A 26,715-nucleotide genomic window follows, 5' to 3' on the forward strand; every position below is an offset into this window, starting at 1 on the left:
AACGCGCGTGTCTGTGCGCGAGGGACACACCACGCCCAGGCACGCGGCCATGTAATCCGCATCAGCAGCATCTTTATCACGGCACCGCACACGCGGTGCCGTTTTGCGTTGTGCACGACCATGCAGCTGTCCGCACGCCCGCTATGCACCGTGGTCAGCGTGAAATCGCACTTCACATCGTCCGGGCCGGCCTGCGCCGGCACACCCCCAAAACCGCATTCAAGCGGGGTTTTCCAGGGGTATTCCCCACACTCCCCCACCGATTCCCTACCCCGCATACACATGGCAGTCACGTGCCTGAGACCCGGCTTTACCGACCGGTCCAGCCTGCCTCAATGCAGCAGCGCTAACGCCGTTATCTGACCGACGCATCACACAAGGGATGACGTGCACCGCACTGCTCCAGCACTGCGCTGCATGCCACTCCATCCAACGGCACATTCGCTCAGGTCACTCCATGAACTCCTTCCTGCACCGCTTCAACGTCGGCAAGCGCCTTTCCCTGGCCTTCGGCGTCTTGATCCTTCTCTCCTGCGCGCTGGTGGCCGCCGGTCTGTACACGCTCAGCCAGGCGCGCGAACGCCTGGACACCATCGTCAACCGCAACATGGCGATGATCCAGTACGCCACCGACATGCTGGACGCCAATGCCACCATCTCGTTGAATCTGCGCAACATCGTGCTGCCGACCACTGCCGAGCAGAATCGCCAGTTCGGCGAAGTGATCGACGCCCAGCGCATCCGCTACAAGGAGCTGCGCGACAAGCTCTACGCATTTCCCGCCGACGCGCACGACCAGGAACTGCGCAACGCGCTGGATTCGACCCGCGAGCAGGCACTGGCGCATAACCAGCAGGTGCGCGAACTGGGCACCGCCGGCAAGGTCGACCAGGCCATGCCGATCCTGCTTGAACGCGCCGCGCCGGCCACCCAGCGCTGGCAGGATGCGATCCGTACCTACTCGGACGCGCAGCGCAAGAGCAGCCAGCTGGCCTACGACCAGGCCAATGCCTCGATGGCGCGCGGCCGCAGCATGCTGATCGGCGGCGGCCTTGCGGTGGTGCTGCTGAGCGCCCTGCTGGCCTGGACGATCACCCGCAGCCTCACCGGCCCGTTGAACCGCGCCACCCGTGCTGCCGAGGCGATCGCCGACGGCAAGCTCGATAACGCCGTGCACAGCGAGGCCAGCGACGAGACCGGCCGCCTGCTGCAGGCGATGGACAAGATGCAGTCGCAGGTGCGCAACCTGATCACCGCGCAGCTGGACATGGCCAAGCGCCACGACAGCGGCCAGATCAGCTTCCGCATGGATGCCGACGCCTTCCCGGGCGACTACGGCCGCATGGCCGGCGATACCAACGCGCTGGTCGACAGCCACGTCCAGGTCACGCTGCGTCTGGCACAGATCATGGGCCGCTACGCGATCGGCGACCTCAGCGAAGACATGGACGCGCTGCCGGGCGAAAAGGCCAGGCTGACCGACACCATGGCGCAGGTGAAGACCAACCTGTCCTCGATGAATCAGCAGATCAAGCAGCTGGCCCAGTCCGCCGCCGACGGCGACTTCGGCGCACGCGGCGATGCGGCGCAGTTCCAGTTCGATTTCCGCGTCATGGTCGAGAGCCTCAACCAGTTGATGGCCACCGCCGATGGCAGCCTGCAGTCGCTGTCGGGCATCCTGCGGGCGATTGCGGCGGGTGACCTGACCGCGCGCATGGACGGCGATTTCAAGGGCGTGTTCGCACAGATGCGCGACGACGCCAACGCCACCGCGACCCAGTTGTCCGGCATCGTCGGGCACATCCAGCACTCGGCCACCTCGATCAACGCCGCCGCCAGCGAGATCGCCGCCGGCAACCAGGACCTGTCCCAGCGCACCGAGCAGCAGGCCGCCAACCTGGAGGAAACCGCCGCCTCGATGGAAGAGCTCACCTCCACCGTACGCCAGAACGCCGAAAGCGCTCGCCAGGCCAACCAGCTTGCCATCGGCGCCGCCAGCGTGGCCTCGCAGGGCGGCGAGGTGGTCAGCAAGGTGGTCGACACCATGAGCGGCATCGAAGCCTCGTCCAAGCGCATTGCCGACATCATCAGCGTCATCGACGGCATCTCGTTCCAGACCAACATCCTGGCATTGAACGCGGCGGTGGAAGCGGCGCGTGCCGGCGACCAGGGCCGTGGTTTTGCCGTAGTCGCCTCCGAAGTGCGCACCCTGGCACAGCGCTCGTCCGCAGCAGCCAAGGAGATCAAGAGCCTGATCGACGACTCGGTGCAGCGTGTGGCCGACGGCTCGCAGCTGGTGGACCAGGCTGGCAAGACCATGGCCGAGATCGTCGCCAGCGTGCAGCGCGTCACCAACATCATGGGCGAGATCTCCGCCGCCTCGCAGGAACAATCGGCCGGCATCGAGCAGGTCAACCAGACCGTCACCCACATGGACGAAGCCACCCAGCAGAACGCCGCGCTGGTGGAAGAAGCCACCGCCGCCGCCCGCGCCATGGAAGAGCAGGCCCAGCAGCTCACCGAGGCGGTTGCCGTGTTCAAGATCGTCGAGCAGGGCCCGGCAGCCCCCCGGCCCTCGTCGATGGTCGCCGCGCCGGTCAACGCACGCTTTGCCACCCGCCCGGCCGCAAGTGCGGTCGGCAACGCAGCCCCGCGCCGCAGCACCACCGGCACGGCGACGGCGGCAGCCACCGCCGGTTCCAGCGACTGGCAGGAGTTCTGAGCCCCACCGCAACGCGTCACACCCGCAGTCTCCAGAAACAGCATTCGAGCGCAGTTTGATTCGTGATCCACGAATCTTGAGGGCCGCTTCCTAGCGAGGGAAGCGGCCCTTTTTTTGTCCCTGGGGACCCGTCGGACGGCAGCGGGCCGGCACTGCGCGGAACGCTATTCTTCACCCAAAAATAACAAGTGCCACTCCGCCACGTTCGCTCCAGAGGGCAAGCGAACGGGACAATTGTGCGGATTTCGACGCCAATCATCAATTAATCGCATAAACGGCCGCTATCGATTTCACGCATCCGTAACGCCCTCCCCCGGGCAAGGTCGATTCCTCATGCACTCCTTCCACCGGCTGTCCGTCGGTACCCGGCTGTCCGCGCTGCTGACATTGGTGATCGCGCTTTCCCTCGGCCTGCTGGCCCTGACCATCTACCGCCAGTCCGCCGCGGACATCGCATCCCAGGTCAAGGCCGAGCTGCACTCCAGTACCCGGCTGATGCAGCAGTCGGTCGCGATGTACGACGTCACCCTGACCGAGGGCACCCAGCGCCTGGGCAGCGTGTTCGACGACATGCTGCCGCGCGGCGCACGCGAGCTGGATACCGCCAGCACCGTGACCATCGGCGAGCAGAACACGCCTACGCTGCGCTCCGGCACACAGGTACAGAATCTCAATTTCGATGCGGTGGATCGCTTTGCCCAGGCCACCGGCGGCGTTGCGACCATCTTCGCGCGCACCGGCGAGGACTTCGTGCGCATCACCACCTCGCTACGCAACAAGCAGAACGAACGCGTGATCGGCACCCTGCTCGACCGCAAGGGCAAGGCCTACGCCGCATTGTCCGAAGGCAAGCCCTTCACCGGCCAGGCGCAGCTGTTCGGCGAGCAATACATGACCCACTACCAGCCGCTGCGCAATGCCGCCGGCGACGTGATCGGCGCGCTGTTCGTCGGTCGCAACTACACCCAGGGCCTGGCCGCGCTCAAGGCGCAGGTCGGTACCACCAGGCTGGGCAAGGACGGCTATTTCGTCATCGTCGACATGGCGCCGGGCGAGCATCAGGGCCAGGTCATCGCCGCCCCGCCGGGCACGCCGGCCACCCTGGCGGCCCTGGTGCCGGCCGGGCAGCAGGCACTGTTGCAGTCGGTACTGGACGGCAGGCAGCCCAGCGCCAACCTGCAGTTGCGCGATGCCAAGGGCAACAGCCAGGCCTTCGAGGTCACCGCCCAGCGCTATGCGCCGTGGCAGTGGGCGGTGATCGGCACCCAGCCGCGCAGCGCCATCGACGGCCCGCTGGACGAGCTGATGGGCAGCATGCTGCTGCTCTCGCTGGTGGTGCTGGGCCTGTGCATCGCAGTGGTGTTCATCGCCGCGCGCAAGATGGTCACCCGCCCGCTGCTGGCGGTGGAACGCGTGCTCGGCGATGTCGCTGCCGGCCGCCTGGACAACCCGATCGAGATCGACCGCCACGACGAACTCGGCCGCCTGCTGCGCAACGCGCGCACCATGCGCGACGACCTGCGCGCGCGCCTGCAACGCGACCACCTGATCGCCAGCGAAGCGTTGCGCGTGCGCACCGCGCTGGACGATGTCAGCACCAACGTGATGATCGCCGATGCGGATCGCCGCATCATCTATGTCAACCGCCCGCTGCAGCGCATGCTCAAGAGCGTGCAGGACGAGCTGCGCCGCGACCTGCCCAACTTCGATGCCGATGCGCTGATCGACGCCAGCATCGACCAGTTCCATCGCAGGCCCGAGCATCAGGCACGCATGCTCGATCAGCTCACCGGCACCCACACCGCACAGATCCACGTCGGTGGCCGCACCATGCGACTGGTGGTCAACCCGGTGCTGGGCGCGGCCGGCGAGCGCATGGGCTTTGTGGTCGAGTGGGCCGACCGCACCCAGGAAGTCCAGGTGGAACAGGAAGTCGCACGCATCGTGCAGGCCGCCGCTGCCGGCGACCTGAGCGGGCGTGTCGGCCTGGAAGGCAAGCAGGGCTTCCTGCTGCTGCTCGCCCAGCAACTCAACGTGCTGCTGGACAACAATGCAGACGGATTGTCGCGGGTGTCCGCGCTGCTCTCTGCGCTGTCGCAGGGCGATCTGACCGCGCGCATGGATGGCGACCTGCAAGGCGTGTTCGCCACCATCCGCGACGATGCCAATGCCACTGCCGACCAGCTGGCCGGCATCGTGCGCCGGATCAAGGACTCGTCGCTGGCGATCAACGCGGCCGCCACCGAGATCGCCACCGGCAATGGCGACCTGTCGCGTCGCACCGAACAGCAGGCCGCGGCACTGGAAGAAACCGCCGCCTCGATGGAAGAGCTCACCGCCACCGTCAGGCAGAACGCCGACAACGCCGACCAGGCCAATCGGCTGGTGCTGGATGCCGCCGGCGTGGCAGCCAACGGCGGCGACGTGGTGGGCCGCGTGGTCACCACCATGGCCGACATCGACACCTCGTCCAAGAAGATCGCCGAGATCATCTCGGTCATCGACGGCATCGCCTTCCAGACCAATATCCTGGCCTTGAACGCGGCGGTGGAAGCGGCGCGCGCCGGCGAACAGGGGCGCGGCTTCGCCGTGGTCGCCTCGGAAGTGCGGATGCTGGCGCAGCGTTCGGCCGGTGCAGCCAAGCAGATCAAGCACCTGATCGACGACTCGGTGACCCGCATCGGCAACGGCGCTGCGCTGGCCTCCGAAGCCGGCAGCACCATGCAGCAGGTGGTCAGCTCGGTGCAGCGCGTCACCGACATCATGGGCGAGATCACCAGCGCCTCGCGCGAGCAGGCCGCCGGCATCACCCAGGTCAACCAGACCATCACCCAGATGGACGAAACCACCCAGCAGAACGCCGCGCTGGTGGAAGAAGCCACTGCAGCTGCACGCGCGATGGAAGACCAGGCCGCGCAGCTGGTGGATGCAGTGGCGGTGTTCCGCCTGGAACAGCAGGACCAACTGAACACCTTGCTGGCCAACGCACGGCACGCCTATACCTGATGCCACACGGTCCCGCAACCGGCAAGGACACTGCACAAGACAGTTGGCCGGCGCTCACTGAAAAGCAGTCTCTCGTGCGGTGTGCATTAAGACGTGGAGCCGTTGCTCCATGATCCAAGGAGGCGCATCCAGCGCTGCTCTTCCCATGCACACCGACCATCTCAACTGGTCCTTGGCCGCTCACCGTCGCGGGACCCTGAGCGGCATGGATGCCGCGCCGGAGCCTACAAGGACGTACTTGCGGCGTGTCCTGCGATGGTGGGCGGGCAAGGGCCCTGCAGCAAACCCGCAGCGTCGAGGGTGCGGCGCCCTCACCGCTCGCGGGACACGCCGTGAACCCATCCCTGGGGCTCTGTGGCGGCATCCATGCCGCCACACGGTCCCGCAACCGGCAAGGACACCGCACCAGGGAGTTGGTTGGCGCTCATCTGAAAAGCAGTTTGTCGGGCGACTTGCATTGACGTGAAGTCGATGCTTCACGCTCGGACGAGGCATCCAGGACTGCTCTTACCATGCACACCGACCCTCTCGACTGGTCCTTGCCCGCCCACCGTCGCGGGACCCTGAGCGGCATGGATGCCGCGCCGGAGCCTACATGGACGTACTTGCGGCGTGTCCTGTGATGGTGGGCGGGCAAGGACCCTGCAGCAAACCCGCAGCGTCGAGCGCGCGGTGCGCATCAGACATGAAGCAGATACGTTATGAGCGAACGACGCATCCAGCACCGCTCTTACCGTGCACACCGACCATCTCGATAGGTCCGCCCGCCCACCGTCGCGGACCCTGAGCGGCATGGATGCCGCGCCAGAGCCTACATGGACGTACTTGCGGCGTGTCCTGCGATGGTGGGCGGGCAAGGACACTGCAGCAAACCCGCAGCGTCGAGCGCGCGGTGCCCATCAAACATGGAGCCGATACGTCATGAGCGAACGACGCATCCAGCACCGCTCTTACCGTGCACACCGACCATCTCGATAGGTCCTTGTCCGCTCACCGTCGCGGGACCCTGAGCGGCATGGATGCCGCGCCGGAGCCTACATGGACGTACTTGCGGCGTGTCCTGCGATGGTGGGCGGGCAAGGGCCCTGCAGCAAACCCGCAGATCCCGCCCGCTCCGCAACTGATCCATCCGCACCATCCAGCGCCAGGAACATAGCGCCGAAAGCAACCAAGACGTCACGCAACGGTTTTTTGTCAGCCGCTCTTAAAGATTTCGCTTTTCCGCCGATATCAAGGCGACGCCAGGACAACCGTTCCGGCGTCTTCCCGCATCTACTGTGCTTGTGCCCATGTCCCAAGGCGATACCTCAGAGCTGGACCACGACGATCACCTTGCCGAAGGTGACGAGCGCTATCTGCTACGCAACAAACGGCAGATCCGTGGCCTGCTGCGCCAGTTGCTCGACCAGCGTGCCATCGTGACCATGCATGTGGCCGGGCGCGACATGGCCGTGCCCACCGCCGTGCTCGAAGTGGACGAAGACGAGGACTGCGTGATTCTGGACGGCAGCCACAACGAGGCCTCCAACCGCGCCATCCAGGAGGCCAAGTACCTGCTGTGCTACGCACAACTGGAACGGGTCAACATCCGCTTCCGGCTGGAAACGCCCGACCGGCTGGAACGCGACATCCATGTCGCCTTCCGCGCCGACCTGCCCGAGGCGATGTACCACATGCAGCGCCGCGAGTCGTACCGGCTGGAGACGCCGATCACCGACTCGCCCATCTGCATCATTCGCCAGGACGAGGCACAGGGCGGCAATCTCAACCTGCAATTGCGCGTGATCGACATCAGCAGCGGCGGCCTGGCGGTCTCGCTCACCGACGGCATGCCCCTGCTCGAACCACAACGCACCTACCGCAACTGCACGCTGCAACTGCCCGACACCGCGCCGATCACCCTGCCGCTGACGGTATGCAGCCAGTACAAGCAGACCCTGCCCAACGGCAGCGAAGGCTTCCGGGTCGGCATGCAGTTCAGCGACCTGCCACGCGGCGCCGACGAGACCATCCAGCGCTACATCTTCCGGGTCGACCGCCAGCGCAATGCGCGCAAGAGCGGCGTGTTCTGAACCCACCCGCACCAGCCTCGGCGCACGGCTAAAGTTGCCCTGCACTGCGCCGATGTTGCTAGGGCAATCCTCATCCGCATGCTTTTTTATAGCTGCAATCCGACACTCAGCCGCAACGCCCGGAGTTTCCATGAACGACAAAAGCACGACCACCGGCACCGGTGGTGAATTCCTCAGCTTCGCCCTTGGCGAAGAACACTACGGCGTGGACATCCTGAAAGTGCAGGAAATCCGCGGCTACGACTCGGTCACCCGTCTTCCCGACGCACCGGACTACATCAAGGGTGTGATCAACCTGCGCGGCACCATCGTGCCGGTGATCGACCTGCGCCTGAAGCTGCGCCTGAAAGAAGCGCGCTACGACGCCTTCACCGTGATGATCGTGCTCAATGTCGAAGACCGCGTCGTCGGCATCGTGGTGGACAGCGTCTCGGACGTGATCCCGCTCAACGACGATCAGATCCGCCCCACCCCCGAATTCGGCGCCTCGGTCGATACCCGCTTCATCTCGGGCATCGGCACCCAGGACGATCGCATGCTGATCCTGCTGGATATCGAGACCCTGCTGGACAGCACCGAGCTCGGTCAGCAGCAGCTGGCCGAAGAAGCGGCCTGATTCAGACCATCTGGTGTCGGGAGCTTCCCGACACGAGACGCACAACGAAGTTGAAGTGAGATATAAATCACGTTTTTCGGATTCAAGTTGAACGGCGGCTAGCCGATAGCTGAATAGAAGCCCGCGCACATAAACGGGTCACCGTTCGACTTTTGATTCTGGAGAATCCCAATGAAGTTCCTGCTCTCGCTCCTCCCCGTCGCTGCTCTCGTGATCGTTGCTCCCACGCTGTCGGCTCAGTCGCAGGAAATGATTCCGCCGGAAATGGCGACCCGTTTCGTCGGCAAGGACGGCATGGTGTGCGGCAAGGTCGAAAAGGCCAAGTACGCCCAGAGCTCGGAAGGTGAACCCACCTTCCTGTACATGGGCGGCATGTTCCCGCGTCACACCTTCTCGGCCCGCATCGACGGCGCCAACCGCGGCAAGTTCAGTTTTGCCCCGGAATCCCTGGAAGGCAAGGACGTCTGTGTGCTCGGCAAGATCCAGCGCGACAGCTCGCGTGCCGAAATCGAAGTCAGCTCGCCGGCCAGCCTGAAGTTGGCCACCATCAAGTAATCGCCTAGCAGATCGCCACGCCCTCGCGCGTGGCGATCTGCTGTTTGCGGTTATGCGCACTGACTTCTACCGGGGAATCGTGTCAATGCAATGGATCAACAATCTCAAATTGATGCCCAAGCTGATGCTGGCGTTCGGCATCGTGCTGCTGATCATGCTGGTGCAGGGAATCATCGCCTACGCGGGCCTGGCCTCGCTCAATAATGTCACCCGCGACCTGGCCGGCAATACCATGTCCAGCGTGCGCGAAGCAGGCGATCTGCGCGGCATGCTCGGCGAATATCGAAATGCGTCCTATCAAAATCTGGTGCGCGCCAGCGACTCGGTCAAGCAGGAAGCCAAGGTCCGCGCCAAGCGGCTCAATGGCGAAATCGAGGCCACGATCAAGGGCTATCCCCGCCTGATCGAGAGCCCGCAGCAAAAGCAGCTGTTTGCCACCTTCGTTGCGGATTGGAAGAAGGCCTCGGCCTCCTACGAAAGCGTCGACGAAATGCTGGAACTGAACCTGCCTGACGACGCCGTCGATACCTTCGTTGGCGAAACCAGCGCACTGCATGCCAAGGCACAGGCATCGTTGGCCGCATTGATCGCCGAAGACAACAAGTTGGCGCAGGCTGCCAAGAGCAAGGCCGAAAAGGTCCATGCCACCTCGGTCTCGCTGACCGTGCTGGTGCTGCTGATCGGCATCGCCGGTGGCCTGGGCCTGGCATTCCTGTTCGCACGGTCCATCGTCAAGAGCATGCGCGGCGCGGTGTCCACTGCCACCGAAATCGCCAGCGGCAAGCTCGATGGCCAGATCAATGTGCAGGGCCAGGACGAAGTGGGCGAACTGATGCGCTCCATGCACCGGATGCAGCGCGACCTGAAGGAACGCATCGAACGCGACAAGAAGATCGCCGACGAAAACCTGCGTATCCGTACCGCACTGGACAAATCCTCCACCAGCACCTTCATCACCGACACCGATCGGATCATGATCTACGCCAACGAGGCGTTCCAGAAGCTGGTCACCCATTACGAAGGCAGCATCCGTCTGTCCTCGCCCGAGTTTGAGGCCAGCAAGATCATCGGTCAGCACATCAGCTATCTCGGCCTGCCCGAAGCGACCGTGCACAAGGCCATCGCAGCGCTGGAACGCGACGGCATCACCAGCTTCGAAGAGCGTTACGGCGAGTTTGTGATGATGCAGACCGTCACCGTCATCAAGAACGAGCAGGGCGAGAGCACCGGCGATGTCTGTGAATGGCGCGATCGCACCATCGAGGTCCAGGTCGAAGAAGAAGTCGCCCGCATCGTGCGTGCCGCCGCCAGCGGCGACATGAGCGGCCGGGTGGAAACCGATGGCAAGCAGGGCTTCTTCCTGCAGCTGGCTCAGCAGCTCAACGGCCTGCTGGATGCCAACGCCGCCAGCCTGGAGCAGATCTCCGCATTGCTGTCGGCGTTGTCGCGCGGCGACCTGACCGTGCGCATGCGCGGCGAATTCAGTGGCGTGTTCGCGCAGATGCGTGACGATGCCAATGCCACCGCCGAGCAGCTTTCCGACATCGTCGGGCGCATCAAGGTCTCGTCCACCGCGATCAACTCGGCTGCCGGCGAGATTGCCTCCGGCAACAGCGACCTGTCGCATCGTACCGAGCAGCAGGCGGCCAACCTGGAAGAAACCGCCGCCTCGATGGAGGAGCTCACCTCCACGGTCAGGCAGAACGCCGAAAGCGCCCGCCAGGCCAACCAGCTCGCCATCGGCGCCACCGGCGTGGCCTCGCAGGGCGGCGACGTGGTCTCGCAGGTGGTCACCACCATGTCCGGCATCGAGGCCTCGTCCAAGAAGATCGCCGACATCATCTCGGTCATCGACGGCATCGCCTTCCAGACCAACATCCTGGCCTTGAACGCGGCGGTGGAAGCCGCCCGTGCCGGCGAACAGGGCCGCGGCTTTGCCGTGGTCGCCTCGGAAGTGCGTACGCTGGCACAGCGTTCGGCCGGCGCGGCCAAGGAGATCAAGGGCCTGATCGACGACTCCGTGCACAAGGTGGCCGAGGGCTCGGCACTGGTGCGCAAGGCCGGTGCGACCATGGCCGAGATCGTGGCCAGCGTGCAGCGGGTCACCGACATCATGGGCGAGATCTCCGCCGCCTCGCAGGAACAGTCGGCCGGCATCGAGCAGGTCAACCAGACCATCACCCAGATGGACGAAACCACCCAGCAGAACGCCGCCCTGGTGGAAGAAGCCACTGCGGCCGCACGCTCGATGGAAGAGCAGGCCGGCCACCTGGCCGAAGCGGTGTCGGTGTTCAAGCTGGACGAGCCGGCTGCGCCGGCCGCACGCGCCCGCCCGGTCGCCTCGCGCCCGGTTGCGGTGACGCCCGCAACCAAGCCGGCCGCGCGTGCGGCGGCCACGCCGTCGCGGACGGCCAAGCCGCAGGCCGCCCTGGCCGACGGGAACTGGCAAGAGTTCTGATCCAAGGCTGTCCCGCAAAGCCCCGGCACTGCCGGGGCTTTGCGCATCTGCAGCCAGCGCAGTGCGCAGCGCCGCGCATTGGCCTCGCCCGCTACCCCGCAAAGGCGGTTGCAGGCGCTAGATGCGACCTGCCCCCGCAAGACACCGATTAGTGCTTCAGTTGCATGACCACGTGGCCGATATCCAGTCATAGCTCACGACGCTTATGGATATGACGACCACCTCGACTCCCGCTTCAGACACACGCGAATTTGATTTTGGCGACCGCGATTTCAAGCGCGTCTGCGACCTGATCTATCAGCGTGTCGGCATCGCCCTGGCTCCGGCCAAGCGCGACATGGTGTATGGCCGGCTGTCGCGTCGTCTTCGCGTGCTCGGCCTGCGCTCCTTCCGCGACTATCTGGACCAGCTGGAAGCAGGCACCGACGAAGAGGAATGGCAGGCGTTCACCAACGCGCTGACCACCAATCTGACCTCGTTCTTCCGTGAGCCGCACCACTTCGACAAATTGCGCGAAGAACTGCAAAAGCGTGCCTCGCAGGCGCCCTTGAAGATCTGGTCGTGCGCGGCCTCCACCGGTGAGGAGCCCTACTCCATCGCCATCACCGCCTGCGAAGCCTTCGGCACCTTGACCCCGCCGGTCAGCATCGTGGCCACCGACGTCGACACCCAGGTGCTGGAAACCGCCTCGCGCGGCGTCTACGCCATCGACCGCGTCGCCTCGCTGGACGCATCGATCAAGCGCAAGTATTTCCAGCGCGGCAGCGGCCCCAACGAGGGCAAGTGCCGGGTCATCCCGGCGTTGCGCCAACTCATCGAATACCGCCAGTTGAATCTGCTGGCACCGCGCTACGACGTCGGCGGCCCGTACGCGGCGCTGTTCTGTCGCAACGTGATGATCTATTTCGACAAGCCGACCCAGCGCGGCATCCTGTCGCGTCTGGTCAGCCACATGGGCGATGACGGCCTGCTCTACACCGGGCACTCGGAGAATTACCTGCACGCAGCCGACCTGATCCAGCCGTGCGGGCGCACGCTGTATCGTCGTGCGCCGCGCGCCGGAGCCGCCACATGAGCACCGCCGTGCAGGTCGACGATGTCATGCGCTACCGCGACTCGCGGTTCCAGACCATCACCGCCAAGCTGCTGCCCACCCAATACCTGGTGGTGGACGACGACACCGCGTTGACGACCACCTTGGGATCGTGCGTTGCCGCCTGCCTGCGCGACCCGGTCCTGAAGATCGGCGGCATGAATCACTTCCTGTTGCCGGAAGGCCAGGTCGGTGACGGCGCACCCGCGCGCTACGGCAGTTATGCGATGGAGTTGCTGATCAACGACATGCTCAAGCGCGGCGCGCATCGCAAACGCATCGAAGCCAAGGTGTTCGGTGGCGCCAACGTGCTCAAGGGCTTCACCAGCAATCCGGTTGGCACCCGCAATGCCGAGTTCGTGCGCCAGTACCTGCAGGCCGAGCACATTCCCATCATTGCCGAGGATCTGTGCGGCATCCATCCGCGCAAGGTGTGGTTCTTCCCGACGACCGGACGCGTGGTCGTGCAGCGTTTGCCGCATGCACACGAAGCCGAAGTCGCCGCCGCCGAATCGGCCGTGCGCGCCCGTCTGTCCAAAGCACCGGTCACCGGTGGAGTGGAGTTGTTCGAATGACGCTGGAAACCCCTGTGCGTGTATTGATCGTCGACGATTCGGCGGTCGTACGCCAGATGCTGACCGAAATTCTCTCGCGCGATGCCGGCATCGAGGTGATCGGCTCGGCCGCCGACCCGATCCTGGCGCGCGAAAAGATCAAACGCCTCAATCCGGACGTGATCACGCTGGATGTGGAAATGCCGCGCATGGACGGCCTGGTGTTCCTGGAAAACCTCATGCGCCTGCGCCCCACCCCGGTGGTGATGATCTCATCGCTGACCGAGCGTGGCGCCGACACCACCTTGCAGGCCTTGTCGCTGGGCGCGGTGGATTTCGTCTCCAAGCCCAAGATCGACGTCGCACGCGGGCTGGAAGGCTATGCCGAGGAGATCGTCAGCAAGGTCAAGATGGCCTCCAAGGCCAAGGTCAGCGCGCTCAATCGTCCCAGCGCGCCCAAGGTCACCCTGGACATGCAGTCGGCACCGGTGCCGGGCAGCGCGCTGCGCTTTCGCACCACCGACCGCCTGATCGCCATTGGCGCTTCGGCAGGCGGCACCGAAGCCCTGCGCGTGGTGCTCGAGCACATGCCCGCCGATGCACCGGCGGTGGTGATGACCCAGCATCTGCCGGCCAGCTTCAGCACCGCCTTCGCCGAGCGCCTCAATCGCCATTCGGCGATGTCGGTGCGCGAGGCCAGCGATGGCGAGGCGATCCTGCCCGGCCATGCCTACCTGCCGCCCGGCGGCCAGCATCTGCGCATCATCCGCGACGGTGCGCGCTGGCGCTGCCGCATCGACGACGGCCCGCCGGTCAATCGCCACAAGCCGGCGGTGGACGTGCTGTTCCGCTCCGTCGCTGCCAACGCCGGCCCGAATGCGGTCGGCGCCATCCTCACCGGCATGGGCGACGACGGCGCACGCGGCCTGCTGGAAATGCTGCAGGCCGGCGCGCCCACGCTGGTGCAGGACGAAGCCAGCAGCGTGGTCTGGGGCATGCCCGGTGCCGCCTATAAACTCGGCGCCGCGCAGGAAGTGGTACCGCTGGACCGCGTGGCCGAGCGCCTGATCGCGCTGTCGGCGCAGGCGCGCTGATCCGGCATGAAGTCCCGCCCCCCGCACCCGACCGAACAGGCGGCGGCTCCCGGCGTCGCGGACGCCGCGTCGCCGACGACGACGGATGCGCGGGCAGATCACCCGCTCATGCCCGGGACGATCAAGGCCGGCCCGATCACCGCCGGCATGACCAGGCCCGACGAACATCCCGACGCCACGCGCTCGCGCCTGCTGGCCGAAGCGCTGGACGGCAGCAGCAGTGCGATCCTGATCTGCGATCTGCAATCACGCCTGCTCTATGCCAATGACGGCTTCCAGCGCATGTTCGGCTATACCGAGGCCGAACTGGTCGGCAAGCGTCCCTCGGACGTGCTCACCCGCGCGCAAAGCGACCAGGACGAGGTGGCACGCATCCGCGACCGCGCCGACGCCCTGCAGCAGACCCAGGCCGACCTGCTGGTGTACCGCAAGGACGGCACGCCGCTGTGGATCTCGCTCAACTTCAATCCGATCTACGACGCCAGGCATCTTCCCTCGCATTACGTGGCGGTGCTGACCGACATCACCGACACCAAGATGCATGAGGTGCTGCAGCACCGCGTGCTCGAGGCGCTGGTGCAGGAGCGGCCGCTGATCGAGGTGATGACGCTGATCTGCACCGAGGTCGAACGCATCGCGCCGGACGTGCTGGCCACGGTCATGAGCGCGGACAATCAAGGCTGCCTGCATTCGCTGGCGGCCCCCAGCCTGCCGCCGGAGTATGCCGATGCGGTCAACGGCTTGAAGATCGCGCCGGGCGCAGGCGCCTGCGGCACGGCCGCCTGGCGCGGCCGTGCGGTGATGGTGGAAGACATCGCCACCGACCCGCTGTTCGCGCAATTTCGCGAACTATTGTTGCCGATGGGCCTGCGCGCCTGCTGGAGCACGCCGATCCGCTCCAACAGCGCACGCGTGCTCGGGACCTTCGCGCTGTACTACCGCAAGGCCCAGCGGGCCGATGCCTGGCACGTACGCCTCACCGATCTGTGCCAGCAGCTTTGCACGCTGGCACTGGAGCGCGAGCAGACCCGCCAACGCGTGCACCAACTCGCGTTCTACGATGCACTGACCGGCCTGCCCAACCGCATCATGTTCAGCGCACGCGCCGAGCAGGCCCTGACGCAGGCCGAATATGCCGGCGAACCTGCCACGTTGATGTTCATCAACATCGACCGCTTCAAATTGATCAACGACAGCCAGGGCCATGCCGCCGGCGACGGCCTGTTGCGCGACATCGCCCTGCGCATCGGCGAACAGCTGCCCGCCACCGCCATGCTGGCGCGCCTGGCAGGCGACGAATTCGCACTTGCGCTGCCGCAATGCAGTGCCGAGCAGGCCAGTGCCGCCGCAGAACGGGTGCTGGGCACCATTGCCAGGCCACTGCCGGTCGGGCACATGACCGTGCATCCGTCCGCCAGCATTGGCGTGGCGATGTTTCCCGAGGACGGGCGCGACATCAACATCCTGCTGCGGCATGCCGATCTGGCCATGAACCGCGCCAAACAGGAAGGCGGCGGACGGTTCCGCTTCTTCAGTTCCGACATGAACCGCATGGCGCAGGAGCGCGTTGCGCTGGAAGCGGAGCTGCGCCAGGCCATCGGCCGCGATCAGCTGCAGCTGCACTATCAACCGCAGTTGCACAGCGCCGCGCCGCACGCACTGTACGGCGTGGAAGCGTTGTTGCGCTGGAATCATCCGCAACTGGGCGCCATTTCGCCGGCGCGTTTCCTGCCCGTGGCCGAAGAGCAAGGCATGATGCCGCAGCTCAACGATTGGGTTTTGCGCAGCGCCTGCCGGCAGATCGCCGATTGGCGCACGCGTGGCGTGCCGGTGACGCGGGTGTCGGTGAATCTGTCGGCGAGCAGCTTCGAAAGCCCGCGCATGCTCAGCGACCTGTTGCGCCTGATCGCCGAGACGGGCGCGCAGCCCTCCGACCTCACGCTGGAAATGACCGAGAGCGTGATGCTGTCCGGGCAGCCTGGCGTGCTGGAGAACCTGCATGCCATCCGCGAAGCCGGTATCTCGTTGTCGCTGGACGACTTCGGCACCGGCTACTCCAGCCTGAGCCACCTGCACCGCCTGCCGATCGACGAACTCAAGCTGGACATGAGCTTCGTGCGCGACATCGAACACAGCGAAGACGCCCGCGCCCTCACCACCTCGGTGCTGCGCATCGGCGAGCATCTGCGCAAGCACGTGGTTGCCGAAGGCGTGGAAAACGAAGCACAGCGCCTGTTCCTCGCCGATCTCGGCTGCGAAGTGCTGCAGGGCTATCTGTTTTCGCGGCCATTGCCGGCGGCGGCACTGGAAGCCTGGTTGGGCGCGCAGCCGTAGCACGGCTTCGGTATCCGTGGCAGAGCTCAAAAGCAGGTGTTCTTCAGCTCAGGCTGGAGAATGTCGAACAGCGAACGCAAAGCGTCTGATCTGGTGCTTCTGCGCAGGGCCCCTGCCCGCCCACCATCGCAGGACACGCCGCAAGGACGTCCCTGTAGGCTCTGGCGCGGCATCCATGCCGCTCAAGGTCCCGCGACGGTAAGCGGGCAAGGACCAGTCCGGATGGTCGGTGCTCATGGTTGCAAGCAACGCATGGTGTCGTTCTGATTCACCAGATCAGCACTACACCATTCAGGGCGATGCCTGTGCCTGAGCGCTGCCTTCAAGCGCGCGCCTTTCCATCCGCGTCGAATCCGATGCCACGGTGCGCTTCAACCAACCCAGCAATTGCGCAGTGACGAACGCCGGATTCTCCAGCGATGCGATATGCCCGGCATCGGGAATCAGCTCGTAGTCGCAACCGATCACCTCGGCCATCAGCCACAATTCTTCGGGCGGCCGCGGAATATCGTCCGCGCCGCCGAGCAGGAACGTGCTGGCCGGATTCAGCGCAGACATCGCCTCCAGGCGATCGGCGCGCCCGAAGATCAGCCGGCCCAACGGCACGATGGAGGCGCGCACCTGCTCGGCCGACAGCGCCGCCAGGCGCTGTGCAAACGCAGCCGGCAGCGCGGAATTCAGATCGATGCCGGGACGGAAAAAGATCGGCACGATCGCCTCGATCAACGCAGGCGTCACCTGCCCCGCGGCTTCCATTGCATCGAGCAACCCGAAATAACGCGTTTGCGTGGCCTGCGGCTCGGCCCCCAGGAAGGTATCCATCAACACCAGGCTGCGCACGCGCTCCGGTGCCAGCAGCGCCAGCTCGGCGGCCCACATGCCACCGACCGACAAGCCGACCACCGCGCACTGCGGCAGCTCCAACGCGTCCAGCAATTGCAGCATCTGCCTGGCAAGATCGCCAACCGTCTGCGTGCCTGCCGGCAATGCTGCCGACTGTCCGTGTCCCCACAACTCGGGGACGATGACCCGATAGTGCTGCGACAGCGCCTGGATCTGCGGCTCCCACATGGCCGCATCCCAGAGATAACTGTGGCCGAGCAGAACCGGAAACCCGTGACCGTAGTGTGCGTAGTGCAGCGTTTGACCAGCGATCGTGCAAGTAGGCATTGGAGATCATCACAGCGAGTGGGAGCGGCGCCACTCTAGGCCTCCCGACTTCAGATTTTTGTTGCAATGCGGCAGGTGAGTTAACTGCGATTGCCTTTAACTTCCGGCATTACGCGGCCAAGACGAAGCCATCGCCCGAATAACGAAAAACGCCCGGCATTGCCGGGCGTTCTCGAACGGGTGATCCAACCGTTGGATCAGGCAGCGACGGTGTCGGCCACGTCCTGATATTCCTGGATCTGATCGAAGTTCATGTAGCGGTAGATCTGGTCGCCACTGGTCTTGATCACGCCCACATCGGCCATGTACTCGTCCTTGGTCGGGATGCGACCCAGACGCGAGCAGATCGCGGCCAGTTCCGCCGAACCCAGGTACACGTTGGTGTTGCGGCCGAGACGGTTGGGGAAGTTACGCGTGGAGGTGGAGAACACCGTGGCGCCCTCGCGTGCCTGGGCCTGGTTGCCCATGCACAGCGAGCAGCCCGGCATTTCCATACGCGCACCGGCCGCGCCGAAGGTGCCGTAATGGCCTTCCTTGGTCAGCTCGGAGGCATCCATCTTGGTCGGCGGCGCAACCCACAGGCGGGTCGGGATGTCGCGCTTGCCTTCCAGCAACTTGGCGGCGGCACGGAAGTGACCGATATTGGTCATGCACGAACCGATGAACACCTCGTCGATCGCCGCGCCGGCCACGTCGGACAGTGTCTTGACGTCGTCCGGGTCGTTCGGGCATGCCACGATCGGTTCAACGATGTCGGCCAGGTCGATCTCGATGACGGCCGCGTATTCGGCGTCGGCATCGGGCTGCAGCAGCTGCGGGTCGGCCAGCCACTCTTCCATCTTCTTGATGCGGCGGCCCAGCGTGCGCGCATCGGCATACCCTTCGGCAATCATCCAGCGCAGCAGCGTGATGTTGCTGGTCAGGTATTCGATGATCGGCGCCTTGTCCAGGTGCACGGTGCAACCGGCCGCCGAGCGCTCGGCCGAGGCGTCGGACAGCTCGAACGCCTGCTCCACCTTCAGGTTCGGCAGCCCTTCGATTTCTAGGATGCGGCCGGAGAAGATGTTCTTCTTGCCCTGCTTGGCCACGGTCAGCAGGCCGTCCTTGATTGCGTACAGCGGGATCGCGTTGACCAGATCGCGCAGGGTCACGCCCGGCTGCATCTCACCCTTGAAGCGCACCAGCACGCTCTCGGGCATGTCCAGCGGCATCACGCCGGTGGCAGCGGCGAACGCCACCAGGCCGGAGCCGGCCGGGAACGAGATGCCGATCGGGAAACGCGTATGCGAGTCGCCGCCGGTGCCGACCGTGTCGGGCAGCAGCATGCGATTGAGCCAGCTATGGATCACGCCATCGCCCGGACGCAGCGAGACGCCGCCACGGGTGGAGATGAACTCCGGCAAGGTGTGATGGGTCTTGACGTCCACCGGCTTCGGGTAAGCGGCGGTGTGGCAGAACGACTGCATCACCAGGTCGGCCGAGAAGCCCAGGCAGGCCAGGTCCTTGAGCTCGTCGCGGGTCATCGGGCCGGTGGTGTCCTGCGAGCCCACCGAGGTCATCTTCGGCTCGCAATAGGTGCCCGGGCGCATGCCCTGGCCTTCCGGCAGACCGCAGGCGCGGCCGACCATCTTCTGCGCCAGCGAGAAGCCCTTGCCGGTGTCCGGCGGGTCCATCGGCAGGCGGAACAGGTCCGAGGCCGGCAGGCCCAGGAATTCGCGTGCCTTGGCGGTGAGGCCGCGGCCGACGATCAGCGGAATGCGGCCGCCGGCGCGCACTTCGTCGAACAGCACGTCCGACTTCATCGCGAACTCGGCGATCACCTGTCCGTTCTTCAGTGCCTTGCCGTCGTACGGACGCAGCTCGACCACATCGCCGTGCTCCATCTGCGACACGTCCAGCTCGATCGGCAATGCACCGGCGTCTTCCATCGTGTTGTAGAAGATCGGGGCGATCTTGCTGCCCAGGCACACGCCACCAAAGCGCTTGTTCGGAATGAACGGAATGTCCTCGCCGGTCCACCACAGCACCGAGTTGGTCGCCGACTTGCGCGAGGAACCGGTACCGACCACATCGCCCACATAGGCGACCAGATGGCCCTTGGCCTTGAGGTCGGCGATGGCCTGGATCGGGCCACGCTTGCCGTCTTCTTCCGGCACGAAGGCCGCGCCGTCGCGGGCGTTCTTCAGCATCGCCAGCGCGTGCAGCGGGATGTCCGGGCGCGTGGTCGCATCCGGGGCCGGCGACAGGTCGTCGGTGTTGGTCTCGCCGGGCACCTTGAACACGGTGACGGTCATGCTCTGCGGCACTTCCGGCTTGCTGGTGAACCACTCGGCCTCGGCCCAGCTCTGCAGCACGGCCTTGGCATGCGCGTTACCGGCTTCGGCCTTTTCCTGCACGTCGTGGAAGGCATCGAACACCAGCAAGGTGTGCTTGAGCGCCTCGGCGGCGGGGGCGCCCAGCTCGGCGTTGTCGAGCAGATCGATCAGCGGCTGGATGTTGTAGCCGCCCAGCATGGTGCCGAGCAGCTCGGTCGCACGCGTGGGGCTGATCAGCGCGGTCTTTTCGGTGCCGAACGCCACTGCGGCCAGGTACGAGGCCTTGACCTTGGCGGCGTCGTCGACACCGGCCGGCACGCGCTGGCTGAGCAGCTCGACCAGGAATTGTTCTTCGCCCGCCGGCGGAGCCTTCAGCAGCTCGATGACCTCGGCGGTCTGCTGCGCGGTCAGCGGCAGCGGCGGGATACCGAGCGCGGCGCGCTCTGCAACGTGGTGGCGATAGGCTTCCAACATGCGGATTCTCCGAAAGACAACAGTGAATGTGTAAACGCGAAACGTGGATCAGCGTGCGGGTTTGGGGACAACGATCTTCAAACCCTTGAAGTAGTCGCGGAAAAAGCCCTCGTCGCGGGTGATCAACCCGTCGCACTGGAGCATCGCGTGGGCGCCGATCAGGAAATCGGCCACCACCCGCTCGCGCTTGCCGCCGCGCGCGCGGAAGCGCTTGTTCATATGGCCGGCGCGCACCGCCGCCGCTTCCTGGGTGGCTTCGTAACGCACACCGATCGAGGCCAGGGTTTCCATCAGGTCGACCTGGGTGTCGAGCATGGCCAGCACCTCGGCCACCACCGCATCGCAGACCACCACCTCGTCGCGCGCGAGCGCATCGCCGATGCAGATCTCCGACACCTCGCCGTAGACCGCATCACCGACCAGGATGTCGAGCAGCACCGAGGAATCCAGGGCGATCATGGGTCGAACGGATCCCCGGGGGCGCGGCCACGGATGGCGCGCATCGCCTCATCGGTACTGGTCAGCCCGTCGACCAGCTTGAACTTGCCGCGCACCTTGCGCAGCGCCTCGCTGACGTCCTTGCGCAGGATGATGCGCCCGCCGTCGAGCTCGATCTTGAGCGTGGTGCCCTTGGTCAGGCCCAGGGCATCGCGCACGGCCTTGGGCAGCGTGATCTGCCCGCGTTCGGCAACTGTGGCTTCCATGGAGGTGGCCCCGGCAGAAAGTATGCAGTGATTTTACATACTTGACTTGTCGTACTCAAGGCCACATACCCTGTGCTGCAACCGAACGTACACACTGAATTGGTCACACTGTCCCAAACAGACCTAAAGCCTGCTGCCATAGGAGTGATGCATGAGCGATTCCTTTTCCACCCGCACCTCGTTCGAGGTCCACGGCCAGCGCTACGAGTACTACAGCCTGCCCAAGCTGGGCGAGCGCTTCGAGATCGGCCACCTGCCCTATTCGATGAAGATCCTGCTGGAGAACTTGCTCCGGCACGAGGACGGCGGCGTCACCGTCGGCAAGGACCACATCGAAGCGGTCGCCAAGTGGGACCCCAAGGCAGAGCCCGATATCGAAATCGCCTTCATGCCGGCCCGCGTGGTGCTGCAGGACTTCACCGGCGTGCCGTGCGTGGTCGACCTGGCCGCGATGCGCGATGCCGTGGTCAAGCTCGGCGGCAAGGCCGATCAGATCAACCCGCAGATTCCCTCCGAGCTGGTCATCGACCATTCGGTGCAGGTGGATGTGTTCGGCTCGGCTGACGCGCTCGACCTCAACGGCAAGATCGAATTCCAGCGCAACCAGGAGCGCTACGGCTTTCTGCGCTGGGGCCAGAAGGCATTCGAGAACTTCAAGGTGGTGCCGCCCAATACCGGCATCGTCCACCAGGTGAACCTGGAAAACCTGGCACGCGTGGTGATGAGCGCGGACAAGGACGGAACGCGGATCGCCTACCCGGACACCGTGTTCGGCACCGACAGCCACACCACCATGATCAACGGCATCGGCGTGCTGGGCTGGGGCGTGGGCGGTATCGAGGCCGAGGCCGCGATGCTGGGCCAGCCCTCGTCCATGCTGATTCCGCAGGTGGTCGGCTTCAAGCTCAGCGGCAAGCTGCCCGAAGGCGCCACCGCCACCGATCTGGTGCTCACCGTCACCCAGATGCTGCGCAAGGCCGGCGTGGTCGGCAAGTTCGTCGAGTTCTACGGCGACGGCCTGCAGCACCTGCCGCTGGCCGATCGCGCCACGATCGGCAACATGGCACCGGAATACGGCGCCACCTGCGGCATCTTCCCGGTCGACGAAGAATCCCTGACCTACCTGCGCCTGTCCGGGCGCAGCGAGGAGCAGATCGCCCTGGTCGAAGCCTATGCCAAGGCGCAGGGCCTGTGGCACGACGCCAACACCCCGCCGGCCCAGTACAGCGCCACGCTGGAGCTGGACATGGGCGAGGTCAAGCCGTCGCTGGCCGGCCCCAAGCGCCCGCAGGACCGCGTGCTGCTGGAAGACATGCAGTCCAACTTCCGCGAGAGCCTCAAGCCGTTCGTGGACGCGCGCAGCAAGCGCCTGACCGACGTCAAGCAGGAAGACCGCCTGAAGAACGAGGGTGGTGGCGGCACTGCGGTCGGCGCCAAGGCCGCGCAAGCCGAGAGTTCCACCAACAGCGGCGCCGGCTGGCAGCTGCGCGACGGCTCGGTGGTGATCGCCGCGATCACCTCCTGCACCAACACCTCCAACCCGGCAGTGATGCTGGGCGCCGGCCTGCTCGCGCGTAACGCGGCGGCCAAGGGGCTGAAGGCGCAGCCGTGGGTGAAGACCTCGCTCGGGCCGGGCTCGCGCGTGGTCACCGATTACCTGAGCAAGGCCGGCGTGCTCGCCGATCTGGAAAAGCTCGGGTTCTACGTGGTCGGCTACGGCTGCACCACCTGTATCGGCAACTCCGGCCCGTTGCCGGATGATGTATCTGCGGCGATCGCCAAGGACGACCTGGTGGTGTCTTCGGTGTTGTCGGGCAACCGCAACTTCGAAGGCCGCGTGCATCCCGAAGTGAAGATGAACTACCTCGCCTCGCCGCCGCTGGTGGTGGCGTATGCGATCGCCGGCACCACCGACATCAACCTCACCACCGACCCGCTGGGCACCGGCAGCGACGGGCAGCCGGTGTATCTGCGCGACATCTGGCCGAGCAACAAGGAAATCGGCGACACCATCGCCGCCACCGTCGGCCCGGAGATGTTCAAGCAGAACTATGCCGACGTGTTCAAGGGCGACAGCCGCTGGAACACCATCGCCTCTCCGGATGGTGCGCTGTACGAATGGGACGCGGCCTCGACCTACATCAAGAACCCGCCCTACTTCGACGGCATGACCATGCAGGTCGGCCATGTCGAGGATGTGCATGGCGCGCGCATCATGGGCCTGTTCGGCGACTCGATCACCACCGACCACATCTCGCCGGCCGGCAACATCAAGAAGGATTCGCCGGCGGGTCGCTTCCTGCAGGAGCGCGGCGTGCAACCGGCCGACTTCAACAGCTACGGCAGCCGCCGCGGCAACGACGACGTGATGGTGCGCGGTACCTTCGCCAACATCCGCATCAAGAACCTGATGTTCGGCGGCGAAGAAGGCGGCAACACGCTGTACTACGGCAAGGACGGCGCGGCGCCGGAAAAACTGGCCATCTACGATGCGGCAGTGAAGTACAAGGCCGATGGCGTGCCGCTGGTGGTACTGGCCGGCAAGGAATACGGCACCGGTTCCTCGCGCGACTGGGCGGCCAAGGGCACCAACCTGCTCGGCGTCAAGGCAGTGATCGCAGAGAGCTTCGAGCGCATCCATCGCTCCAACTTGGTCGGCATGGGCGTGCTGCCGCTGCAGTTCCTGGAGAACGAAAACGCCCAGACCCTGGGCCTGGATGGTTCGGAGGTGCTGGACATCACCGGCCTGCAGGACGGCGCCAGCCGTCGTGCCACGGTGGATGCGAAGAAGTCCGACGGTAGCGTCAAGCAGTTCCAGGTCAAGGTGCTGCTGCTGACGCCCAAGGAAGTGGAGTACTTCAAGCACGGTGGCCTGCTGCAGTACGTGCTGCGTCAACTGGCTGCCCGCAAGGCGGCCTGAGCGCAGCGCACTGCCCTGTGAGCATGACCCCACTCCCGCCGCCCGGCGGGAGTGGGGTTTTGGGCAACTGGAACCTCGTATTGCCGGACAGGTGAGCAATCATCGGAAGCGGACGGGCGCTGCACGCAAACGCAGCGCAGCGGGGAAATATCTTGCCATCCGATACCCGCCGCGCCCACCTGGCGATGCGCGCTCCAGAATCGCGGCATCAGTGCCCGGTCGGCTCCCACTGCGCGTGGTACAGCTGCCAGTCGCCGTCCTGCAAGCGCCAGCCGGTGGTCACCTGGTAGGTCTGTGCCTGCTCGGGCAGCCAGCGCCCGCTGCCGCCGGTCAGCAGCGCGGTGAAACGCACGCGTGCGGTGTCATCGTGCAGTTGCACATCCACCGGCCCCAGGGTCACGCCGATGCGGCGATTGCCCAGCATTTTGCAGCTGCATCAATCGCCGCAGGCCGGCTGCGTCCAGTCCTTGGTCGCCGACAAAATCCTCGGCCACCGGCGCCATCGCCTCGCCGATGTCGCGCTTCGATCGCCTGGTGCATCGTCTCCAGCGTTGCGCGCAGCCGTTGTTCCGGTGCGGCACGCGTGCAACCGACCAGGCCCACGATACAAATCGCAACCAACCCGACCCGCCACCGCGCTTGAATGCTGCCCTGCATCACGCTTCGCCTTTTCCATCCATGACGGTATGCTGCCAGCTGTTGTAGCGCCGTGGAACACACCGCGTCACGTAGCGAACACCCTGGAGGGGGGCAGATGAATCAGGCACGTCCTTGGTTGCAAAGTTATCCGGCCGGCGTTGCCGCCGAGATCGATCTGGAGCAGTTCCGGACCGTGGCAGAGGTGTTCGCCACCTCGGTCAAGCGGTTCGCCGACCGCCCCGCATATCACAGCTTCGGCAAGACCCTCACCTATCGGCAAGCCGATCAGCTGGTCGAGCAGTTCGCCGCCTATCTGCTTGGCGAATTGCAGTTGAAGAAAGGCGACCGCGTCGCCCTGATGATGCCCAACTGCCTGCAGTATCCGGTGGCCACCTTCGGCATCCTGCGTGCCGGCCTGACCGTGGTCAACGTCAATCCGCTCTACACCCCGCGCGAGCTGAAGCATCAGCTGATTGACGCCGGCGCCAGCGTGCTGGTGGTGATCGACAACTTCGGCACCACCGTGCAGCAAGTCATCGCCGACACCCCGGTCAAGCAGGTGATCACCACCGGCCTGGGCGACATGCTCGGCTTCCCGAAAGCGGCGCTGGTCAACTTCGTCGTCAAGTACGTCAAGAAGCTGGTGCCCGATTACCGCATCAAGGGCGCGATCCGGTTTCGCGACGCACTGGCGCTGGGCCGCAAGCACAGCGTGCCGACGCTGCAGATCGAGCCCGATGACATCGCCTTCCTGCAGTACACCGGCGGCACCACCGGCGTGGCCAAGGGCGCGATGCTCACCCACCGCAATCTGGTGGCCAACATGCAGCAGGCCCACCAGTGGCTTGCCGGCACCGGCAAGCTGGAGGAAGGCGCCGAGGTGGTGATCACCGCGCTGCCGCTGTACCACATCTTTGCATTGACGGCCAACGGCCTGGTCTTCATGAAGATCGGCGGCTGCAATCACCTGATCAGCAATCCGCGCGACATGCCCGGCTTCGTCAAGGAATTGAAGAAGACCCGCTTCACCGCCTTCACCGGCGTCAATACGCTGTTCAACGGCCTGCTCAATACGCCCGGCTTCGACCAGGTGGATTTCTCCACGTTGAAGATGACCCTTGGCGGCGGCATGGCGGTGCAACGGTCGGTCGCCGAACGCTGGAAAAAGGTCACCGGCCTGACCCTGGTCGAGGCCTACGGCCTGACCGAAACCTCGCCCGCCGCCTGCATCAACCCGATGGACCTGAAGGACTACAATGGCTCGATCGGCCTGCCGATTCCGTCCACCGATGCCTGCATCAAGGACGACGCCGGCGCGATGCTGCCGCTGGGCGAGATCGGCGAGCTGTGCATCAAGGGGCCGCAGGTGATGAAGGGCTACTGGAAGAAGCCGGAAGAAACCGCCAAGGTCATGGATGCCGACGGCTGGCTGCACACCGGCGATATCGCACGGATGGACGAGCAGGGTTTCGTCTACATCGTCGACCGCAAGAAGGACATGATCCTGGTGTCCGGCTTCAACGTCTACCCGAACGAGATCGAGGACGTGATCGCCGAAATGCCCGGGGTGCTGGAAGTGGCCGCCGTCGGCGTACCGGACGAGAAGTCCGGCGAGATCGTCAAGGCCGTCATCGTGAAGAAGGACCCTGCGCTGACCGCCGATGCGGTCAAGGCGCACTGCCGCGCCAACCTGACCGGCTACAAGCAGCCGCGCGTGATCGAGTTCCGCAAGGAACTGCCGAAGACCAATGTCGGCAAGATCCTGCGCCGCGAACTGCGGGATGCGCCAAAGGGATAATTCTCCGGCGCCACCGCAGATCGACGGCCACCCGGCTGCCATCCCACGCCCGCACTGCCTCCAGGCCTTGCGGGCGTCTGCTTTTGCACGCTTCGGACGGCTCACGCGTCTCAGACGAGTGGTATGCGACCGCGGGCATGCCGGAACGATGGCCGGTTTGCACCTGGTTATATCCACATTTTTGACACCCG

16 protein-coding genes and 1 pseudogene are annotated in these 26,715 nt (G+C 65.2%); 12 read left to right on the forward strand and 5 right to left on the reverse strand.

From position 1 onward, the window contains the following. Positions 1–457 precede the first annotated feature (457 nt). The 10 genes from EO141_RS12470 (at position 458) to EO141_RS12535 (ending at position 16,504) form a co-directional block, all read left to right on the forward strand. Positions 458–2,722: a methyl-accepting chemotaxis protein gene (locus EO141_RS12470; RefSeq protein WP_127169353.1), complete on the forward strand. Its 2,265-nt coding sequence runs from the start codon at positions 458–460 to the stop codon at positions 2,720–2,722. A gap of 333 nt (positions 2,723–3,055) precedes the next feature. Continuing rightward, a complete protein-coding gene (locus EO141_RS12475; protein WP_127169354.1) occupies positions 3,056–5,728 on the forward strand; it encodes a Cache 3/Cache 2 fusion domain-containing protein in 2,673 nt (890 codons plus the stop codon). A gap of 1,289 nt (positions 5,729–7,017) precedes the next feature. After that, entirely contained in the window at positions 7,018–7,800 is a 783-nt protein-coding gene (locus EO141_RS12500; protein ID WP_164739190.1) for a flagellar brake protein, read from the forward strand. A 130-nt stretch (positions 7,801–7,930) separates the two neighbouring features. Further along, positions 7,931–8,416, forward strand: a complete 486-nt coding sequence (locus EO141_RS12505) for a chemotaxis protein CheW (RefSeq protein ID WP_016904902.1) — start codon at positions 7,931–7,933, stop codon at positions 8,414–8,416. A 171-nt stretch (positions 8,417–8,587) separates the two neighbouring features. Next, the gene (locus EO141_RS12510) at positions 8,588–8,971 is read left to right on the forward strand and encodes a hypothetical protein (protein WP_005993867.1); all 384 of its coding nucleotides are present in this window, start codon (positions 8,588–8,590) and stop codon (positions 8,969–8,971) included. A gap of 85 nt (positions 8,972–9,056) precedes the next feature. Continuing rightward, positions 9,057–11,429 carry a methyl-accepting chemotaxis protein gene (locus EO141_RS12515; protein ID WP_164739191.1) on the forward strand — a complete coding sequence of 791 codons (2,373 nt, stop codon included), beginning with the start codon at positions 9,057–9,059 and terminating at the stop codon, positions 11,427–11,429. A 205-nt stretch (positions 11,430–11,634) separates the two neighbouring features. Further along, complete coding sequence (locus EO141_RS12520) at positions 11,635–12,504, forward strand: CheR family methyltransferase (RefSeq protein ID WP_104537492.1); 870 nt, start codon at positions 11,635–11,637, stop codon at positions 12,502–12,504. Beyond that, complete coding sequence (cheD, locus tag EO141_RS12525) at positions 12,501–13,097, forward strand: chemoreceptor glutamine deamidase CheD (RefSeq protein WP_024937701.1); 597 nt, start codon at positions 12,501–12,503, stop codon at positions 13,095–13,097. Before EO141_RS12520 ends, cheD begins: the two co-directional genes overlap by 4 nt. Continuing rightward, positions 13,094–14,170: a chemotaxis response regulator protein-glutamate methylesterase gene (locus tag EO141_RS12530; protein ID WP_047125438.1), complete on the forward strand. Its 1,077-nt coding sequence runs from the start codon at positions 13,094–13,096 to the stop codon at positions 14,168–14,170. Before cheD ends, EO141_RS12530 begins: the two co-directional genes overlap by 4 nt. A gap of 108 nt (positions 14,171–14,278) precedes the next feature. Continuing rightward, positions 14,279–16,504, forward strand: a complete 2,226-nt coding sequence (locus EO141_RS12535) for an EAL domain-containing protein (protein ID WP_232087974.1) — start codon at positions 14,279–14,281, stop codon at positions 16,502–16,504. Between the two features lie 291 nt (positions 16,505–16,795). Here the strand turns inward: EO141_RS12535 and EO141_RS12545 are convergent, their stop codons facing one another. The 4 genes from EO141_RS12545 to EO141_RS12560 all read right to left on the reverse strand — a co-directional run bounded on the left by EO141_RS12545 (position 16,796) and on the right by EO141_RS12560 (position 21,167). Next, the gene (locus EO141_RS12545) at positions 16,796–17,674 is read right to left on the reverse strand and encodes an alpha/beta fold hydrolase (protein WP_241236663.1); all 879 of its coding nucleotides are present in this window, start codon (positions 17,672–17,674) and stop codon (positions 16,796–16,798) included. A gap of 197 nt (positions 17,675–17,871) precedes the next feature. After that, entirely contained in the window at positions 17,872–20,463 is a 2,592-nt protein-coding gene (acnB, locus tag EO141_RS12550; protein WP_127169359.1) for a bifunctional aconitate hydratase 2/2-methylisocitrate dehydratase, read from the reverse strand. A 48-nt stretch (positions 20,464–20,511) separates the two neighbouring features. Next, positions 20,512–20,922 (reverse strand): type II toxin-antitoxin system VapC family toxin, encoded by a 411-nt coding sequence (locus tag EO141_RS12555; RefSeq protein ID WP_016903181.1) that lies wholly within the window; start codon positions 20,920–20,922, stop codon positions 20,512–20,514. Continuing rightward, on the reverse strand, positions 20,919–21,167 hold the full coding sequence (locus EO141_RS12560) for an AbrB/MazE/SpoVT family DNA-binding domain-containing protein (protein WP_016903180.1): 249 nt from the start codon (positions 21,165–21,167) through the stop codon (positions 20,919–20,921). The genes EO141_RS12555 and EO141_RS12560 overlap by 4 nt, the downstream gene beginning before the upstream one ends. A 151-nt stretch (positions 21,168–21,318) precedes the next feature. Here EO141_RS12560 and acnA point away from each other — a divergent pair, with 151 nt between their 5' ends. After that, the gene (acnA, locus tag EO141_RS12565; RefSeq protein WP_127169360.1) at positions 21,319–24,087 is read left to right on the forward strand and encodes an aconitate hydratase AcnA; all 2,769 of its coding nucleotides are present in this window, start codon (positions 21,319–21,321) and stop codon (positions 24,085–24,087) included. Between the two features lie 208 nt (positions 24,088–24,295). Here acnA and EO141_RS12570 read toward each other — a convergent pair. Beyond that, positions 24,296–24,744 (reverse strand): annotated as a pseudogene (locus EO141_RS12570) (nuclear transport factor 2 family protein). 97 nt (positions 24,745–24,841) lie between these two features. On the opposite strand from EO141_RS12570, the gene EO141_RS12575 reads away from it, so the two are divergent. After that, entirely contained in the window at positions 24,842–26,524 is a 1,683-nt protein-coding gene (locus EO141_RS12575) for a long-chain fatty acid--CoA ligase (protein ID WP_026064479.1), read from the forward strand. The last annotated feature ends 191 nt before the right edge of the window (positions 26,525–26,715 follow it).

The sequence above is a fragment of the Xanthomonas sp. BRIP62415 genome (genome assembly GCF_003993515.1).
In the GTDB taxonomy this organism is placed as follows: domain Bacteria; phylum Pseudomonadota; class Gammaproteobacteria; order Xanthomonadales; family Xanthomonadaceae; genus Xanthomonas; species Xanthomonas euroxanthea.

Coding starts and splice junctions, on each gene's coding strand:
- EO141_RS12520 (WP_104537492.1), top strand. CDS start 11,635: ATGGATATGACGACCACCTCGACTCCCGCTTCAGACACACGCGAATTT.
- cheD (WP_024937701.1), top strand. CDS start 12,501: ATGAGCACCGCCGTGCAGGTCGACGATGTCATGCGCTACCGCGACTCG.
- EO141_RS12500 (WP_164739190.1), top strand. CDS start 7,018: ATGTCCCAAGGCGATACCTCAGAGCTGGACCACGACGATCACCTTGCC.
- EO141_RS12575 (WP_026064479.1), top strand. CDS start 24,842: ATGAATCAGGCACGTCCTTGGTTGCAAAGTTATCCGGCCGGCGTTGCC.
- EO141_RS12475 (WP_127169354.1), top strand. CDS start 3,056: ATGCACTCCTTCCACCGGCTGTCCGTCGGTACCCGGCTGTCCGCGCTG.
- EO141_RS12505 (WP_016904902.1), top strand. CDS start 7,931: ATGAACGACAAAAGCACGACCACCGGCACCGGTGGTGAATTCCTCAGC.
- acnB (WP_127169359.1), bottom strand. CDS start 20,463: ATGTTGGAAGCCTATCGCCACCACGTTGCAGAGCGCGCCGCGCTCGGT.
- EO141_RS12545 (WP_241236663.1), bottom strand. CDS start 17,674: ATGCCTACTTGCACGATCGCTGGTCAAACGCTGCACTACGCACACTAC.
- EO141_RS12535 (WP_232087974.1), top strand. CDS start 14,279: ATGCCCGGGACGATCAAGGCCGGCCCGATCACCGCCGGCATGACCAGG.
- EO141_RS12530 (WP_047125438.1), top strand. CDS start 13,094: ATGACGCTGGAAACCCCTGTGCGTGTATTGATCGTCGACGATTCGGCG.
- EO141_RS12510 (WP_005993867.1), top strand. CDS start 8,588: ATGAAGTTCCTGCTCTCGCTCCTCCCCGTCGCTGCTCTCGTGATCGTT.
- EO141_RS12515 (WP_164739191.1), top strand. CDS start 9,057: ATGCAATGGATCAACAATCTCAAATTGATGCCCAAGCTGATGCTGGCG.
- EO141_RS12560 (WP_016903180.1), bottom strand. CDS start 21,167: ATGGAAGCCACAGTTGCCGAACGCGGGCAGATCACGCTGCCCAAGGCC.
- EO141_RS12555 (WP_016903181.1), bottom strand. CDS start 20,922: ATGATCGCCCTGGATTCCTCGGTGCTGCTCGACATCCTGGTCGGTGAT.
- EO141_RS12470 (WP_127169353.1), top strand. CDS start 458: ATGAACTCCTTCCTGCACCGCTTCAACGTCGGCAAGCGCCTTTCCCTG.
- acnA (WP_127169360.1), top strand. CDS start 21,319: ATGAGCGATTCCTTTTCCACCCGCACCTCGTTCGAGGTCCACGGCCAG.